14 protein-coding genes are annotated in these 15,179 nt (G+C 71.5%); 3 read left to right on the top strand and 11 right to left on the bottom strand.

Features of this window, described 5'->3' with window-relative positions:
* Positions 1-46: 46 nt before the first annotated feature.
* The 10 genes from soxR to AB5L97_RS00515 form a co-directional block, all read right to left on the bottom strand.
* Positions 47-493 (bottom strand): redox-sensitive transcriptional activator SoxR, encoded by a 447-nt coding sequence (gene soxR / locus AB5L97_RS00560; RefSeq protein ID WP_307958131.1) that lies wholly within the window; start codon positions 491-493, stop codon positions 47-49.
* A gap of 73 nt (positions 494-566) precedes the next feature.
* Positions 567-1,457: a ribonuclease Z gene (locus AB5L97_RS00555; RefSeq protein WP_369046065.1), complete on the bottom strand. Its 891-nt coding sequence runs from the start codon at positions 1,455-1,457 to the stop codon at positions 567-569.
* A gap of 125 nt (positions 1,458-1,582) precedes the next feature.
* On the bottom strand, positions 1,583-2,188 hold the full coding sequence (locus tag AB5L97_RS00550) for a MarR family winged helix-turn-helix transcriptional regulator (protein ID WP_369046064.1): 606 nt from the start codon (positions 2,186-2,188) through the stop codon (positions 1,583-1,585).
* Between the two features lie 10 nt (positions 2,189-2,198).
* Positions 2,199-3,707, bottom strand: coding sequence for a cryptochrome/photolyase family protein (locus AB5L97_RS00545; RefSeq protein ID WP_369046063.1), 1,509 nt, complete (start codon positions 3,705-3,707; stop codon positions 2,199-2,201).
* Positions 3,704-4,618 (bottom strand): prenyltransferase, encoded by a 915-nt coding sequence (locus tag AB5L97_RS00540; RefSeq protein WP_369046062.1) that lies wholly within the window; start codon positions 4,616-4,618, stop codon positions 3,704-3,706. Before AB5L97_RS00540 ends, AB5L97_RS00545 begins: the two co-directional genes overlap by 4 nt.
* Entirely contained in the window at positions 4,615-5,112 is a 498-nt protein-coding gene (locus AB5L97_RS00535) for a lycopene cyclase domain-containing protein (protein ID WP_369046061.1), read from the bottom strand. The genes AB5L97_RS00540 and AB5L97_RS00535 overlap by 4 nt, the downstream gene beginning before the upstream one ends.
* Complete coding sequence (locus AB5L97_RS00530; RefSeq protein WP_369046060.1) at positions 5,109-5,447, bottom strand: lycopene cyclase domain-containing protein; 339 nt, start codon at positions 5,445-5,447, stop codon at positions 5,109-5,111. The genes AB5L97_RS00535 and AB5L97_RS00530 overlap by 4 nt, the downstream gene beginning before the upstream one ends.
* Positions 5,435-7,153, bottom strand: coding sequence for a phytoene desaturase family protein (gene crtI / locus AB5L97_RS00525; protein WP_423246870.1), 1,719 nt, complete (start codon positions 7,151-7,153; stop codon positions 5,435-5,437). The genes AB5L97_RS00530 and crtI overlap by 13 nt, the downstream gene beginning before the upstream one ends.
* A 68-nt stretch (positions 7,154-7,221) precedes the next feature.
* Positions 7,222-8,172 (bottom strand): phytoene/squalene synthase family protein, encoded by a 951-nt coding sequence (locus AB5L97_RS00520; RefSeq protein WP_369046059.1) that lies wholly within the window; start codon positions 8,170-8,172, stop codon positions 7,222-7,224.
* A 1-nt stretch (position 8,173) separates the two neighbouring features.
* Entirely contained in the window at positions 8,174-9,322 is a 1,149-nt protein-coding gene (locus AB5L97_RS00515; protein WP_369046058.1) for a polyprenyl synthetase family protein, read from the bottom strand.
* Positions 9,323-9,447: 125 nt separating this feature from the next.
* Between AB5L97_RS00515 and AB5L97_RS00510 the strand changes: the two genes are divergently transcribed.
* The 3 genes from AB5L97_RS00510 to AB5L97_RS00500 are packed head-to-tail and all read left to right on the top strand — an operon-like array spanning position 9,448 to position 14,101.
* Positions 9,448-10,326, top strand: coding sequence for a tryptophan-rich sensory protein (locus AB5L97_RS00510; RefSeq protein WP_369046057.1), 879 nt, complete (start codon positions 9,448-9,450; stop codon positions 10,324-10,326).
* Positions 10,323-11,828 carry an SDR family oxidoreductase gene (locus tag AB5L97_RS00505; protein ID WP_369046056.1) on the top strand — a complete coding sequence of 502 codons (1,506 nt, stop codon included), beginning with the start codon at positions 10,323-10,325 and terminating at the stop codon, positions 11,826-11,828. Before AB5L97_RS00510 ends, AB5L97_RS00505 begins: the two co-directional genes overlap by 4 nt.
* A complete protein-coding gene (locus tag AB5L97_RS00500; protein WP_369046055.1) occupies positions 11,825-14,101 on the top strand; it encodes an MMPL family transporter in 2,277 nt (758 codons plus the stop codon). The genes AB5L97_RS00505 and AB5L97_RS00500 overlap by 4 nt, the downstream gene beginning before the upstream one ends.
* Before the next feature lie 36 nt (positions 14,102-14,137).
* Here AB5L97_RS00500 and mgrA read toward each other — a convergent pair whose 3' ends face one another.
* The gene (gene mgrA / locus AB5L97_RS00495) at positions 14,138-15,169 is read right to left on the bottom strand and encodes an L-glyceraldehyde 3-phosphate reductase (RefSeq protein ID WP_307958119.1); all 1,032 of its coding nucleotides are present in this window, start codon (positions 15,167-15,169) and stop codon (positions 14,138-14,140) included.
* Positions 15,170-15,179: the final 10 nt, after the last annotated feature.

The following is a 15,179-nucleotide window of genomic DNA, read 5'->3' as shown; positions in this document are numbered from 1 at the left end:
AGGTCAAGGGTAAGTGTCCATGATCACACCGTGGCTGAAGCGGGGCTCAGGGTTCTAGGGCCGGGGCGCCGACCGCCTCGGCTGCGAGCCGGTCCGCTGGGTTGACGAGGGCACAGCTCGAGAGTGACAGGCAGCCGCAGCCGATGCACCCGTCGAGACGGTCGCGAAGGTGCTCGAGCCGGGCGATCCGGTCCTCGATCTCCTCGCGCCAGGCGGTCGAAAGGCGGCCCCAATCCTCGAGGGTCGGCACGCCGTCGTGCGGCAACGCCTCGAACGCCTGTGCCACCGTGGCCAGCGGGATCCCGGCCCGATGCGCGGCCTTGATGACGGCCACGCGCCGCAGCGCGGAGCGGGGATAGCGTCGCTGGTTGCCGGAGGTACGCCGGCTGTGGATGAGGCCCTCGCGCTCGTAGAAGTGCAGCGCCGAGACGCTCAGCCCGCTGCGAGCGGCGAGCTGGCCTACGGTGAGCTCCGCGGTGTCGGCGAGTGTCATGGTTCTCCTGGGTCCGTTGTAGAAAACCTCCGCGCCCTTCTGGCCTCGGTGCCGGAGCACCGGGACGCTCCGCTCAGCCATCGGGGCGCCGCCTCGGGAACCCGAACCGGTCCAGATCGTTGGCGGCACGCACGACGGCGGCCGCCGCCCGCCGTCGTGCCTCATCTTCCAGCCCGCTCACCTCGGGGTAGCGCGAGGAGAAGTGGGTCAGCACGAGGTTCCGGACGCCCGCGGCCCCGGCGAGGGCGCCCGCCTGCCCGGCCGTGAGGTGGAGGTACTGCTCGGCGAGTGCGGCATCGTCGTCCGCGAAGGTGCTCTCGGCGACGAGGAGGTCCGCGCCGTCCGCGAGCTCCCCGGCGCCGTCGCACGGGGCCGTGTCCATGACGAAGGCGAAACGCTGCCCGCGTCGCGGCACGCTCACGTCCTCGAGCCGCACGCTCCCCAGACGCCCGTCGCGCTGGAGGCGCCCGACGTCCGGCCCTGCGATCCCCGCCGCAGCGAGCCGCTCGCGCACGAGCGTCCGGCCGTCGGGCTCGGCGAGCCGGTAGCCGTACGTATCGATGCGGTGCCGGAGCGGCCGGATCTCGAGCCCCGGGGCAATCGCGCCGGCAGACCCGTGCGGTACGAGCCGCAGGTCAACACCGCCGGAGGACACCGCGACAAGCGCCCGGACCACGGCCTCCCCCGACGCCGGGTAATGCAGGTGCACGGGGTGCTCGACTCCGTCGAGCACCATGCGGGAGAGCACGCCGGGCAGCCCGTAGCAGTGGTCGCCGTGGACGTGGGTGAGGCAGATGCGTGTCACCTGCGTCGCGGACACGCCTGCGTGGAGCATCTGCCGCTGCGTGCCCTCGCCCGGGTCGAAGAGGAGGCCCTCGCCATCCCAGAGGAGGAGGTACCCGTTGTGGTTCCGCGCGCGTGTCGGCACCTGGGACGCCGTGCCGAGAACCACGAGTTCGCGCATGCTGCCCAGTATCCACCGGGTCCTCGAGCTGTAGGGCGGGTCTGTGCGAGCACCGAGCCCCGATCTCGAGAATGTGGCCGGGGATCCCTGAGACGGGACTCCCCGGGCGCGGGGAGTCCCTGCGACTACAGACGCTGGAGCTCCTCGCGGGCCTCCGCGATCGCCTGCGTGAGCCGGTTCATCATGCCGGTCACGAGCGTGAGCTGCTCGGTGGTGTACTCGGCGACGACGGGCAGCATGTGCTTGACCATGGGGTCGAACATCTCCCGACCGGTCTCCCGGGCGCTCGGGGTCGTGCTCAGCTCGACCTGTCGTCGATCCTCGAGAGAGTGCCGCCGCTCGAGGTGCCCCGAGGCCTCGAGGCGGTCGATGACCGACGTCATGGCGGCGGAGCTGAGGACGAGCCTCTCGCGCAGCACACCGGGCGTGGTGGTCGTGCCAGCGCGCTCCGCCTCGACCACAGCGTTGATCGCATGGATGTCGTTGCGGGCGAGACCGTGCTTGCGCCGCACCGTCTCGGCGTAGCGGTCTGCCTCGTTCGTGAACTTCTGCAGGAGGAACAGGAGCTCGAAGCCCGGGGTGGAACGCAGGCCCTCCCGCGGCTCGGCCAACGGCTCGTGGTCGATGCGGGCGTCCTTGGACCAGACGAAATCAGCAGCTCCCACAGGAGCTTCCGACTCGGCCTCCTGAGGCTGCGGGATCTCGGGAGGCCGGTCAGGCTCATGGTTCACGGGTGACATTCTAGGCTCGCCTCCTTCCATCGACCTGCGCGAGGGACTGGTAGGCCTCGAGGGCCGCGACCCTGGTCTCGGCGAGATCGACGCACTCCTGGGGGTACTCGTCGGTCCCGAGCTCGGGGATCCAGTCCCGGGCGTACGTGCCGTCGGGGTCGAAGTTCTTCGCCTGCGCACGCGGGTTGAAGATGCGGAAGAACGGCGCCGCGTCCGCGCCGGACCCGGCAACCCACTGCCAGTTGAACGGGTTGCTCGCGGCATCCGCGTCCACCAGTGTGTCCCAGAACCATCGCTCGCCGAGGCGCCAGTGGATGCCGAGGTTCTTCACGAGCAGGCTCGCCGAGACCATCCGGACCCTGTTGTGCATCCAGCCCGTGGCCCACAGCTCGCGCTGGCCGGCGTCGACGAGTGGGAACCCCGTGCGACCCCGCTGCCATGCCTCGAGCAGACGGCGCGCGTCGGCTTCCCCGCCCACGACGGCGGGTGTCCCCTCGGGCGCGCGGCCGTGCGCGGCGTCGTGCGGACCGTGCTGTGCTGCGCCATTCGATGCACGCGGAAGCCACCACGGGTAGGCATCGAACTGGCTGCGGAGGTTCACCGACGCGAGGTCAGCGTGGTGGAAGAGCGTGTGCCACGCGAACTCGCGCCAGCCGAGCTCGGAGGCGAACACGGCACTGCCCTCGGGGGCCGCGCGCCGCCGGTCCGCCACCGCGTGCCACACCTGGAACGGGCTCAGGTGGCCCCAGCGGAGGTAGGGCGAGAGACGGCTCGTCCCGGGCCGCGCCGGATGGTCGCGGGTCTCGGGGTACTCGGCCAGGGCTGTGTCGGCATGGTCCGGGCCAACGAACTCACCCAGCAGCGCGTGCCCCGGCTGCTCCCCCGGCGTCCATGCTTCCGCGAGCGATCCTGACCAGTCGGGGTCCCGCGGGAGGAGCTCCCATTCCTCGAGGTCGTTGCTGATCGGGACGCGCTCGGGGAGGGTGCGCTGGCGCTCGGGCTCAGGCAGCGGGTGACGATGGTCCCGCCCCGAGACCTCCCGCCAGAAGGGCGTGAAGACCTTGTAGCTGCCGCCCTGCTGGGTCAGGACGTCCCAGGGCTCGTGCAGGAGGGAGGCCTGGAAGCTCTCCGCCTCCCGTCCCGAGCGGCGCACAAGCGACTTCACTGCAGTGTCCGCCCGCCGCTCGGGGCCGCCATAGCGGCGGTTCCACGCCACGTACCCAGCTCGGCACTGGGCAGCGACGTCGGGCACGATGGCCGCCGCCGTGCCGCGCCGGAGTACGAGCGGGACACCGAGGTGCTCGAGCGACGCCGCGAGGTCCTTCAGCGCGTGGTGGAGCCACCATCGTGCGGCCCCGCCGAGCGGGCGGATGCCCGGGGACTCCTCGTCGAGGACGTAGACGGCCACGGTGGGCCCATGGGCGAGTGCGGCGCGCAGGGCCGGGTTGTCGCGGACCCGCAGGTCGTCACGGAACCAGACAACGGCGGGGGTGGCCGCGGTGCTTTCAACAGGAGTCATAGATGCATCCAGACGGAGATGAGCAGGAGAGCCACGAGGAAGCCGGTGACGTAGTTGAGCCAGAGGAAGCGCCGCCAGCCCGCCCGGGTGCGCTCCGCAGTGCTGTCCGTGACGGACCAGAACACCCCCGCACTCGCAGCGTAGGGCAGCGCCAGAAGGCCCACGAACCTCTCGGGGCCATGGGCACCGGGTACGAGCGCGAGCAGGAGGAAGCCGGCGGCCAGGTATCCCACCACCGCGAGCCGGACCGTCGTGCGGGCACCCAGCATCGTCGCAACCGAACCGATCCCAGCCTCGCGGTCGGGGCCGATGTCCTGCACCGCCCCGAAGGCGTGGCTCGCCATCCCCCAGAGGAAGAAGGAGCAGAGGACGGCCGCGGCCGCGGGAGTCAGGCCACCTCCCGCGAGCGCGAGCCCGTACGCCGCGGGCGAGACGAAGTGGGTGCTGGACGTCATCGAATCGACGACGGGGCGCTCTTTGAAGCGCAGCACGGGGACGCTGTAGGCCGCAACGGCGAACAGGGACACAGCGAGGACGGCCCAGCTCGCGGGCGCCCCACCAGCCGTGAGCGCCACGACGAACGGGACGCACCCTCCCCATGCCCACCACAGGGCCGGCCGGTGCAGCGCGGGCGGCAGCACCGCACCCTCGACGCCGCCCTTGCGGGGGTTGAGGAGGTCGGAGGCGTAGTCGAAGACGTCATTGGTGCCGTACATCGCGAGGTTGTACGGCACGAGGAAGAACACGGTGCCGAGCGCGAGGCGCCAGTCGACTACCCCTCCGGCGAGGAGGTAAGCCGCAGCGAACGGGTAGGCCGTATTGACCCACGAGAGTGGTCGGGACGAGATCAGAAGGGCACGTGCGAGGCGCGGCCTGGGGGCGACGCCGATAGGGCGCGTCGACGCGGTCATCGGCTCTCCTTGGACTCTGTTGTCGTGGAGGGGAGCGCCGCGGAGCCTTGTGCAGTGGGCGCTGATGTCGAGGAGGCCGGCGTTGCAGGGGTCGACGCACCGCGGTCGACGTTGTGCCCCGACGCTTCACGGGTGAGACGGCGCCACAGCGCCGGCAGGAGCACGGCCGCGGCGAGCGGGTACGCGAAGTCCTCGACGGGGGCCAAGCCCACGGCCGGGCCCAGGAGCTTCTCGGGCGCGTATCCGAAGAGCCCCGCCGAGATCATGACGTTGTCGAAGACCGCCGTGAGCGCAACGAGCCCCGCGCCCGCGATGAGCGCGGGCACCCACCTGCCGGGCCGTCGTCGTGCGTCTGCTGGGCGCACGGCGGCGGTCGCGGGCGGGACTGCCTGGGTGCGGGAGCGGCGTCGTGCGCTGCCTGCGGAGCGTCCCAGCAGGGCCACGGCGACTCCTGCGACCACGAGGAAGCCGAGGTCGATCAAGGCGTAGGTCACCGGTTCCCCCCAGCATCCGTGCGGCGCGCCACTGCCGCGACGACCCGCCCGGCCGCGGCGTACAGCACCACTGCCGTGTAGGAGAAGAAGGCGAGGAACACCGGCTCCTCGAGGGGAAGCTCGGGGCCGAGCATGACGCCGGTCATAAGCGGCGAGCTCCCGTGCCGGAAGACGCCCGCGGCGATGGCGGCGAGGTCCCACGCGAGGAAGAAGACTGTGCCTGCGGCAACCGTGACGGCCGCGGCGCGCGGATCACGCCAGAAGGCGAGGTGAAGGCGGGCGTCGAGCACCGCAGTGCCCGCGGCGGCCGCAATCATGAATGTCAGGTAAGCCATCTAGACCCCGCTCCCGCGCCCACTCGGGCGGCGGCCGCTCGGGGAGGCGTGGCCCCGGAGACCGGCGCTTCGGAAGCCGCGGCGCCAGACTCACGCGACCCGTTCCGTTCCGGGGAGGTGCCCTCTCCCAGGAGCGCCTCACCGCGCAGCGGGACTACGGGCGGCCCCACCGGCCCGGGACCATGCACCCCGCGGATCCGCTTGAGCACGAGCTCAGCGCTGATGAGGCACATCGGAACCCCGATCCCCGGCCGCACCGAGGCCCCCGCGTAGAGGAGACCATCCACTGTGCGGCTCGCGTTGCCCGGGCGCAGGAACGCTGATTGGGCGAGGGTGTGCGCGAGCCCGAGCGCTCCCCCGCGCCACGCGTTCACGTCGTGGACGAAGTCTGCGGGTCCGAACGTGCGGCGGACCACGGCGCGATCAGCGAGGTCCGGAATGCCAGCCCACGTCGCTATCTGGCGCACCGCGGCGTCGGCGACCGCCTCGACTTCGGGAGCACCGGCGCCGTCCACTCCACCCCGTCCCCACTCTGGGACGGCCGCGGAGGGAACGAGCACAAAGAGGCTCTCGTCGCCCGGCGGGGCGACTGCCTGATCGGTCGCGCTCGTCCGGGAGACATAGACCGACGTGGCCTCGGCCGGGGCCGTACCCCGCCGGATTCGGTCGAAGTTGTCGCGCCAGTCGCGGGTGAAGAACAGGCTGTGGTGAGCCAGCTGCGGGAGCCGCCCCCGCACGCCGAGGCACGCGAGCACCGCCCCCGGCCCCGGGTCGCGGCGGTTCCAGGCGGCCTCTGGGTGAGTCCTGAGCTCCTCGGGCAGGAGCTCGGTCTCGAGGTGGTGGAGATCGGCGGCGCCGACCACGACGGACGCGCCCGTGCGGTGCACTCGGCCTTGTGCGTCGGTCCACGCGACACCCTCGACCCGGGGACCTCCGGGCGCCGGGCCCGTGACGATCCCCGTGGCGCGGGCACCCGTGAGGATGTGGACGCCCGCCTCGCGAGCGAGCCGCTCCATGGCATCCACGAGCGCGGCGAACCCGCCCTGTGGATAGAGGACCCCTTGGGTAAGGTCCAGATGGCTCATGAGCTGGTACAGGGCGGGGGCGTGGAACGGGGTCGTGCCGAGGAACACAGCCGGGTAGCCGAGGATCTGCTGCTCACGCACATCCGAGAACCGGCGCGAGACGCGCCCGTGCAGCGACTGGGCCAGCATCGCGGCAAGCTGCGGCGCACGCCTGAGCACCTTCGGGTGAGCGAGGCCCCGCAGGGACGAGAAGTCGTCGTAGAGGAACCGTTCGAGAGCCACGCCGTAGGCATCCTCAGCCTCGTCGAGGTAGCGGGCAAGCGATTCGCCCGAACCCGGGCTGAGCGAGTCGAAGAGGCCGACGGCGCCGTGCCGCCCCGCGGGGACGTCCACCGGCTGCGCGGAGCCTTCGAAGAACACGCGGTACCCGGGGTCGAGTCGCGTGAGCCGGAGCTCCGCGGCGGCGCTGGATCCCATGAGGCGGAACCAGTGGTCGATCACCTCTGGCATGAGGTACCACGACGGCCCGGTGTCGAACCGGAAGCCGCCGGCCTCCCACCGGCCCGCCCTGCCGCCCAGCGTGTCATTCTGCTCAAGGAGTTGGACGGCGTGGCCCTCCCGGGCGAGCAGGCCGGCTGCAGCGAGCCCGGAGATGCCGCCACCGATCACCGTCACCGCCAAGGGTCGCCGGGGCCGGCCCGGGAGGGGACGCGACGGTCCGGCCGCGCGGCCGGTGGCATAGCGCCGAGTCACGCGGCCCTCCCCTCGGCGCGCTGGGCCGACCCCGCGGGGTCGGGCTCGAAGGCCGGACCGATGCCTGCAAGGGCCGCGGCGGCCAGCCGCAGCTTGACGGCCGTGGGTACGCGGACGCGGGTGGGCACGAGGACGTCCGCGGGGCACGCCTCGATGCGGTCTGCGAGCTCGGAGAACAGACTGTGCGCGAGAGCTACGGCGCGGCGCGACGTCCCCGGAAGTCGCCGGAGGCCCGGGAGTGCCGCATCGAGGTCTGCGCGGAGGTCGGTGAGCAGTGCGTGCTTCTGCGCCTCGGTGAGACGCTGGGGGTCTACGCCGGGAAAGTACCTGCGCCCGAGCTCTTCACCGTCCTGGCCGAGGTCCCGCAAGAAGTTGACCTTCTGGAACGCGGCCCCGAGGCTGCGGGCCGAGCGCTCGAAGCGCGCGAGCTCGGCGGGCAGCACGCTCAGCCCGGCGAGGAAGACGCGCAGGCACATGAGCCCGACCACCTCGGCTGAACCGTAGATGTAGTCGCCAAGCGAGGCGTCGGAGTGGCCGTGCGGGTCGCAGTCGCGCCGCATGGATGCGAAGAACGGTGCGACGAGGCCCTCGCCGATTCCAGACCGGCGCGCCGTCCGCGCAAACGCGTGCACTACCGGGTTCGTGCTGTATCCGAGCCCAAGGGCCATTCGCGTCTCGTCCTCGAGCCGGTCCAGCTGGCCGAGGACCGCATCGGTAGAGAGGCCCGCCTCCGCGGCAGCGCCGTCCACCGCCTCGTCCGCAATCCGCACGAGCGCGTAGACATTCTCGATGTCCTTCCGCACGGATGGCCCGAGGAGTCGGCACGCCAGGCCGAAAGAAGTCGAGTAGCGCCGGATCACCACGGCCGAGCCCGCCTCGGCGGTGTCCGAGTACCGCCTCAGCGGCGTCGCCCCGTCGGGCGCAGATGCGATGCGATGCGGTGCCACGTCAGCGCTCCCGGTGGAGGACATGGTTACAGATCCGGGTGAGCTCAGACCGCAGCGTGGGAGGGAGGTCGCAGCGCCGGGCCTCGTCAAGCGCCTCCGTGACCATCGAATGCGCAAGGGTCAGCGCGTGGGTGTCCGCCCCCATCCCGTGGAGGATGTCGCGGACGTGCCCGACGCCGTCCTGGTCACCGGGGGCGTCGGGGTCCAGCACAGCGTTGGGGTCGACGGCGATCCCCGAGCTCGGGGCAAGGTGACGGGCCACCTCCGGATGGCTGCGCGCGTAAGCGGTCAGGACCGTGAGCTTGCCCTCGCGCAGGTCCGAGGTCACGGGCTTCCCGGTCTGGGCCTCGTCTCCGAACGTGCCCAGGACGTCGTCGATCACCTGATAGGCCGCGCCGACGAGCATGCCCACCCGGGCCACGTCCTCGGCGCTCGTCTCGGGGGCGCCTGCAAGGATCGCACCGAGCCGCATCGGTGCCGCGAACGAGTAGGCCGCCGTCTTGAGCTGCTCCATCTCGAGCACGTCGTCGAGGGTCTGCTCCGGATCGTGGGCCATGAGGACGTCGTCGAGCTCGCCAGCGGCGGCATCCGTGACGGCGGCGTGCATCACGTCGCTGAGCCGCACGCGAACCTCGGGGTCTGCGGAGGCGAGGTCGGCGAGGCGGAAGGCCCCGGCGAGGAGGAGATCGCCCGCAATCACCGCCACGGACACGCCCAGGTGCCGGGCCTCCTCCTGCGAGAGCCCGCGGGCAAGCGCGTCATCGCGGTAGAGGCCTGCGATGTTGGGACGGCCGCGCCGCACGAAGTCCCTGTCGATGACGTCATCGTGGACAAGGAGGGCCGCGTGCAGCAGCTCGATCGCCGCCGCGAGGGTCGCACAGGCGTCCGCGTCCCGCCCGCCGAAGGCGGCGTACGCGTGGAAGGCGAGCTGGGGACGGAGGCGTTTCCCTCCCTCGATCCCGGCAGCGATGCGCTCCCACAGCAGGCCCAGACGCGGGGTCGCGGCGGTACAACGGGATTCCTCGAGCCAAGCGGTGAGGGCGCGCTCGGTGGCGGCGCCTACGTCCTCCCACCTTGGCCCGGGGCTGTCCAGCCCGGCTTCGACGTCACGGCCGAGGGTGGCTTGTCCGGTTCTCATCGCGGTGTGCATGATGGCCTCCTGCAGACATCTCGATTGCTTGATATCTCGTCAATCGAGAAATATGATCTTCGAGAATAGTCCGAAAGTAAAGGCCCACCAGAGTCGGTGCCGAGATTCAGCCACGGGAGTCAGCAATGGAACAGTCCGCGATCCAGCCCGGAGGATCCCCCCGATCGGCGCTCGCGCCAGCGGTACTGACGGCAGTCTCTGCAGTCGCGGCGCTTGCCTTCGCGGCCCTGGGCAGCGGTGCGTTCGGCGGCACCCCCGTGCAGGACGCCGCCGGCGGGTACCTCTCGAGCAGTGCGACGCCCGTTTCGCCCGCCACCCAGGCTTTCTCGATCTGGAGCGTGGTCTACGCCGGCCTTCTGGGCTACGCAGTCTGGCAGTTCCTCCCTGCGGGCCGCGCGAGCAGGCGTCAGCGCACGGTCCGGCCGTGGGCGGCGGCGTCCATGCTGCTCAACGCGGCGTGGCTGTGGGCTGCGCAGATCCCCTCCCCCGCCATCTCACTACCGGCCACGTTCGCCGTGATGCTCGTGCTGTTGGCGGTCCTGTGCCGCCTGTTCGCCCTGCACCTCGGCACGCCGGCGGGGTCACGCGCTGAGCAGTTCCTCTCAGACGGCACTTTCGGCCTCTACCTCGGCTGGATCTGCGTCGCGACCGTCGCGAACGCCGCGGCCCTGATCGGATTTGGTCTCGGGCTGCGGCCTGGGGACCCCGCCCCGGGGCTCCCGGCGGGTCTTCCGTCAGAGGCCGCCGGCATCATCGTGCTCGCCGTCGTCGCGGGCCTCGGAGTCGCCATCGCGCGCACACGGCGCTGGGCGCCTCTGGCCGCCATCGCGTGGGGTCTCGTCTGGATCGCAGTCGCCCGCTGGGGCGGGCCCCTCGCGATGCCCACGGTGGGGACCGCCGCGGCCGTCGCCGCCGTCATTGTGCTTGGAGCGGGGGCGGCGTTCCGGTTCCGGCCGGGCCGGCGGGTCCCGGCTCGCAAGACCCCGAGGGAGGCACCCGCGTGAGCGGCCTCATCGCTGTCACGGGGGCCACGGGCTACATCGGCGGACGCCTCGTGCCCCGCCTCCTAGCCGCCGGGAACCGCGTACGGGTCCTGACCCGGGACTCCTCCAAGCTCCGGGACGTGCCGTGGGGGGAAGACGTCGAGGTTGTCACTGGCAGCCTCGACGACACTGCTGCCGCCGCCGCATTGTGCCAGGGCGCCGACGTCGTCTACTACCTTGTGCATTCGATGGGGGCGCACGCCGGGGAGGACTTCCCCGCCCGCGAGCGCGCGTGCGCCGAGACGCTCGGGCATGCGGCCCACGACGCCGGCGTGCGGCGCATCGTCTACCTCAGCGGGCTCAACCCGGGCAGCGGTCTCAGCCGCCACCTCGCCTCCCGCGCGGAAGTAGGGCGCATTCTCGGGCAGTCGGGGGTTCCGACGGCCATCCTCCAGGCAGGCCTCGTGATCGGCTCGGGGTCGGCAAGCTTCGAGATGGTCCGGCACCTGACCGATATCCTTCCCGTCATGCCGGCGCCACGCTGGGTGCTCAACCGGGTCCAGCCGATCGCTGTGCGCGATGCCCTGCACTACCTCGAGGCCGCCGCTGACCTCCCGCAGCATGTGAGCCGTGCGTTCGACATCGGCGGCCCGGACGTCCTCACCTATGCGGACATGATGCGCGGCTATGCACGGGCCGCGGGCCTGCGGGCGCCGCTCATCATCGCGCTCCCGGTGCTCACGCCGTGGCTCGCGGCCCAGTGGGTCAACCTCGTCACGCCGATCCCCCGCTCCCTGGCGGTGCCGCTCGTCGAGTCGCTGCAGAACGACTGCGTGGTGCGCGAGCACGATATCGACGAGCTCGTACCGCGACCCGCGGGCGGACTCACCGGCTACCGGCGAGCCGTCGAGCTCGCGCTCGGGAAGATTGCGCGCGGCGAGGTCGAGACGACGTGGGCCAGCTCGTCCCCACTCGACGCACCGAGCGATCCGTTGCCGAGTGACCCCGATTGGTCCGGCGGCACTGTCTTCACTGACCTGCGGACCGAGACGTCCACGGCCCGTCCCAGCCAGCTCTGGGACGTCGTCGAGGGGATCGGCGGCGAGAACGGCTGGTACTCGTTCCCACTCGCATGGGCCGTGCGCGGCTGGATTGACAAGCTCGCAGGCGGGGTCGGCCTGAGGCGAGGGCGCCGCAATCCGCACCGCCTGCAGCTCGGTGAGGCCCTCGACTGGTGGCGCGTTGAGGCCCTTGAGCCGGGGCGGCTCCTCCGCCTGCGCGCCGAAATGCGTGTGCCCGGGCGGGCCTGGCTCGAGATGAGTGTCGAGCCGCGCCCTGAGGGAAGCGCCTATGCCCAGCGCGCGGTCTTCGTCCCGCACGGGCTCGCCGGGCGGCTCTACTGGCTCGCCGTGCTCCCGTTCCACGGCGTCATCTTCCGCGGCATGGCCTCGCGGATCACCGCCGCGGCGGAAACCGGGGCGCCGTACGCACAGGCCGCCTACCCTCGAAAGGACCTCCCGTGACGGCTCTCCGCCGGAACCTGCGCTGGCTCTTCCCGATCGCGCTCGTGGCCGTGTGGTTCGTGCTCAGCGGCGTGGGCGGGCCCACCTTCGGCAGGCTCTCCTCCGTCTCGAGCAACGATCAGGCCACCTTCCTCCCCGCGAAGGCCGAGTCAACGGAGGTGAGGGCCTGGCAGGAGAAGTTCACGGCATCGAATGCGATCCCCGCGCTCGTCGTCGTCGAGAATGACGGCGCGCTCTCCCGGACCGACCTGGCTGCCCTTGCCCCCCTCGCAGCCAGCCTCGGTTCCGTGGAGGGCGTCGCCCCACCTGCGGCTGGCGCTGCGTCGGCCGTGATCGGGCCGATCCCGTCCCGGGACGGGCGCGCCGCCCAGTTCGTCGTGCCCATCGCGGACACCGAGCACGTGCGGACCGTCGTCGCGGGGCTGCGCGGTGCCACCCGCGACCTCCCGGCCGGTATGCGCGCGTGGGTCACCGGACCGGCCGCGCTCACGGCCGACCTCGTCTCCGCGTTCGGAGGCATCGACGGGATCCTGCTCCTCGTGGCCGTCGGCGCCGTCTTCGTGATCCTCGCCCTCGTGTACCGATCGATCGTGCTGCCATTCCTCGTCCTCTTCTCCGCGGTCGCGGCCCTGTGCGGTGCGGTCCTCGCGATCTACTGGCTCGCGCGGGCCGGATGGATCACACTCAACGGCCAGAGCCAAGGCATCCTGTCGATCCTCGTGATCGGCGCCGCGACCGACTACGCGCTGCTGCTTGTGGCCCGCTATCGCGAGGCCCTACACGCCGTGGAGTCGCGGTGGGCGGCGATGCGCCGTGCGTGGCGGGCCGCGTTCGAGCCGATCCTCGCCTCGGGTGCGACCGTGATCCTGGCCCTGCTGTGCCTGCTGTTCTCCGACCTGAACTCGAACCGGAGCCTCGGGCCGATCGCCGCCATGGGCATTGCGTTCTCGCTCCTCTCGGCACTCACGTTCCTGCCGGCCCTGCTCGTGCTGTTCGGCCGGGCCGCATTCTGGCCGCTCCGGCCCGCGTTCGACGGCGGGGGCTCGCCAGCGAGGCATGCCAAGGCTCCGGCCGGGGTGCGGGGACTGGCTGGCGCTGGGGCCGGCTCCAGGTCCGGCACCCCGGCCGGTCTCGAGGGCGTACGCGGGCTGTGGCTCCGCGTCGGGTCCCTCGTAGCGCGGCGCCCGCGGGCCACGTGGGCCGCGGCGCTCATCCTTCTCGCACTCGGGGTGGCCGGGCTGCCGCAGCTCAAGGCCAACGGGGTCGAGCAGACGCAGCTCGTACTCACGGCGACGGACTCCACTGCCGGCCAAAAGGTGCTCGCTCGACACTTCGACGCCGGCTCGGGCAGCCCCGTGGTCGTCATCGCGCGTCAGGACCGCGCCGACGCCGTCCTGCAGATGGTCCGGAACACACCCGGCATCAGCTCCGCCGCGGTGTACACAGGGGCGCCGGCCCAACCCTCCACTGCGGGGAGCCCCGTCCCTGGCGGGTCGGCCGCCCAGGCTGGGAGCGCCGCCGTGCGCGACGGGATGGTGCTCATCAACGGCGTACTCGCTCACCAGCCTGACTCGGCCGAGGCGCAAGGCGTAGTCCGCACCCTCCGGACGACGCTCGACTCCGCGGATCCGGAGGCCCTTGTGGGCGGGGTCACCGCGATCGCGCTCGACACGAACGACACCGCTCAGGCCGACCTGCTCAGGATCGTCCCGCTCGTGCTCGGAGTGATCCTCGTGGTCCTGCTCCTGCTCCTGCGCTCGATCGTCGCGCCATTGCTGCTCGTGGGCAGCGTCGTAGTGTCCTATGCCGCAGCGCTCGGGGTTTCGGCGTTCGTGTTCAACCATCTGTTCGGGTTCCCCGGCGCGGACGCGGCGGTGCCGCTGTTCGGGTTCGTGTTCCTGGTGGCCCTCGGGGTGGACTACAACATCTTCCTCATGACGCGTGTGCGGGAGGAGTCCCTCGCGCACGGGACCCGGCCGGGGATCCTGCGCGGGCTCGCCCTGACCGGCGGCGTCATCACGTCCGCTGGCGTGGTGCTCGCCGCGACGTTCGCAGCTCTCGGCGTCATCCCGATCCTGTTCCTCGCCCAGATCGCGTTCATCGTCGCGTTCGGTGTGCTGCTGGACACCGTGGTGGTGCGGTCCCTGCTTGTTCCGGCGCTCGCCTACGACGTCGCAGGAGCCCTCTGGTGGCCATCCCGCCTCGGGCGGCGCTCGGCCACGGAGGGCGGTTCGCGTGACCCGTCGCCCGCGCCGGCCGAGAGCGTCTCCTGAGCACGCACTGACGAGAAGGTCAGGCCAGCCGCCCTCCTACTCCTCCGTCTGCTTCGCCCAGAGGTTGACCCCCGCCTCGACGGCGTCGCGGTCGATGAGGTTGAGCTCCTCCGCGGTGAGAGGCGGGCCCGCGAGCGCGTCGAGGTTCGTGTCGAGCTGCTCGACCGAGGAGGCTCCGATGACCGCGGACGTGACGCGAGGATCGCGGAGCGCCCACTGGAGGGCGAGCTGGGCGAGCTTCTGCCCGCGCGCCTCGGCGATCTCGTTGAGCCGCCGAACGTGCGCGAGCGTGCGCTCGTCGAGGTGGTCGGACTTGATCGTGGAGCCGGACCGCGCCGCCCGCGAGTCCTCGGGGATCCCGTTGAGGTAGCGGTCGGTCAGCACGCCCTGCGCGAGCGCCGTGAAGACGATACACCCCATCCCCTGCGCGTCGAGTTCGTCGAGCAGGTCTGCCTCGATCCACCGGTTGAGCATCGAGTAGGACGGCTGGTGGATGAGCAGCGGCGTCCCGAGGTCGCGAGCGATCTCGGCCGCCTCGCGCGTCTTCGCAGCCGAGTAGGACGAGATCCCCACATACAGCGCACGCCCCGAGCGGACGGCCGTGTCGAGGGCCATCATCGTCTCCTCGACCGGAGTATCCGGATCGAAGCGGTGGCTGTAGAAGATGTCCACGTAGTCGAGGCCGAGCCGCCTGAGCGACTGGTCGAGGCTCGCGAGCACGTATTTCCGCGACCCGCCACCCTGGCCGTACGGACCGGGCCACATGTCCCAGCCGGCCTTGGTCGAGATGATGAGCTCGTCGCGGTACGCCGCGAAGTCCTCGCGCAGGTAGCGGCCCATATTCTCCTCGGCCCGGCCATACGGGGGGCCGTAGTTGTTGGCGAGGTCGAAATGGGTCACGCCGCGGTCGAACGCCCGCTGCAGGATGGCGCGCTGGGTCACCTCTGACCGGTCGGTTCCGAAGTTCTGCCAGAGGCCCAAGGACAGCGCGGGGAGCTTGAGCCCGCTCCTGCCCGTGAAGCGGTACTCCATCCGGTCGTAACGGTCATCTGCGGCGGTGTAAGACATGGGAATCCCT

This window comes from Sinomonas sp. P10A9, assembly GCF_041022165.1.
GTDB classification, from domain to species: domain Bacteria; phylum Actinomycetota; class Actinomycetes; order Actinomycetales; family Micrococcaceae; genus Sinomonas; species Sinomonas puerhi.
The sequence above is the reverse complement of the archived record's forward strand: the minus strand, read 5'-3'. Positions and strand labels throughout refer to the sequence as shown.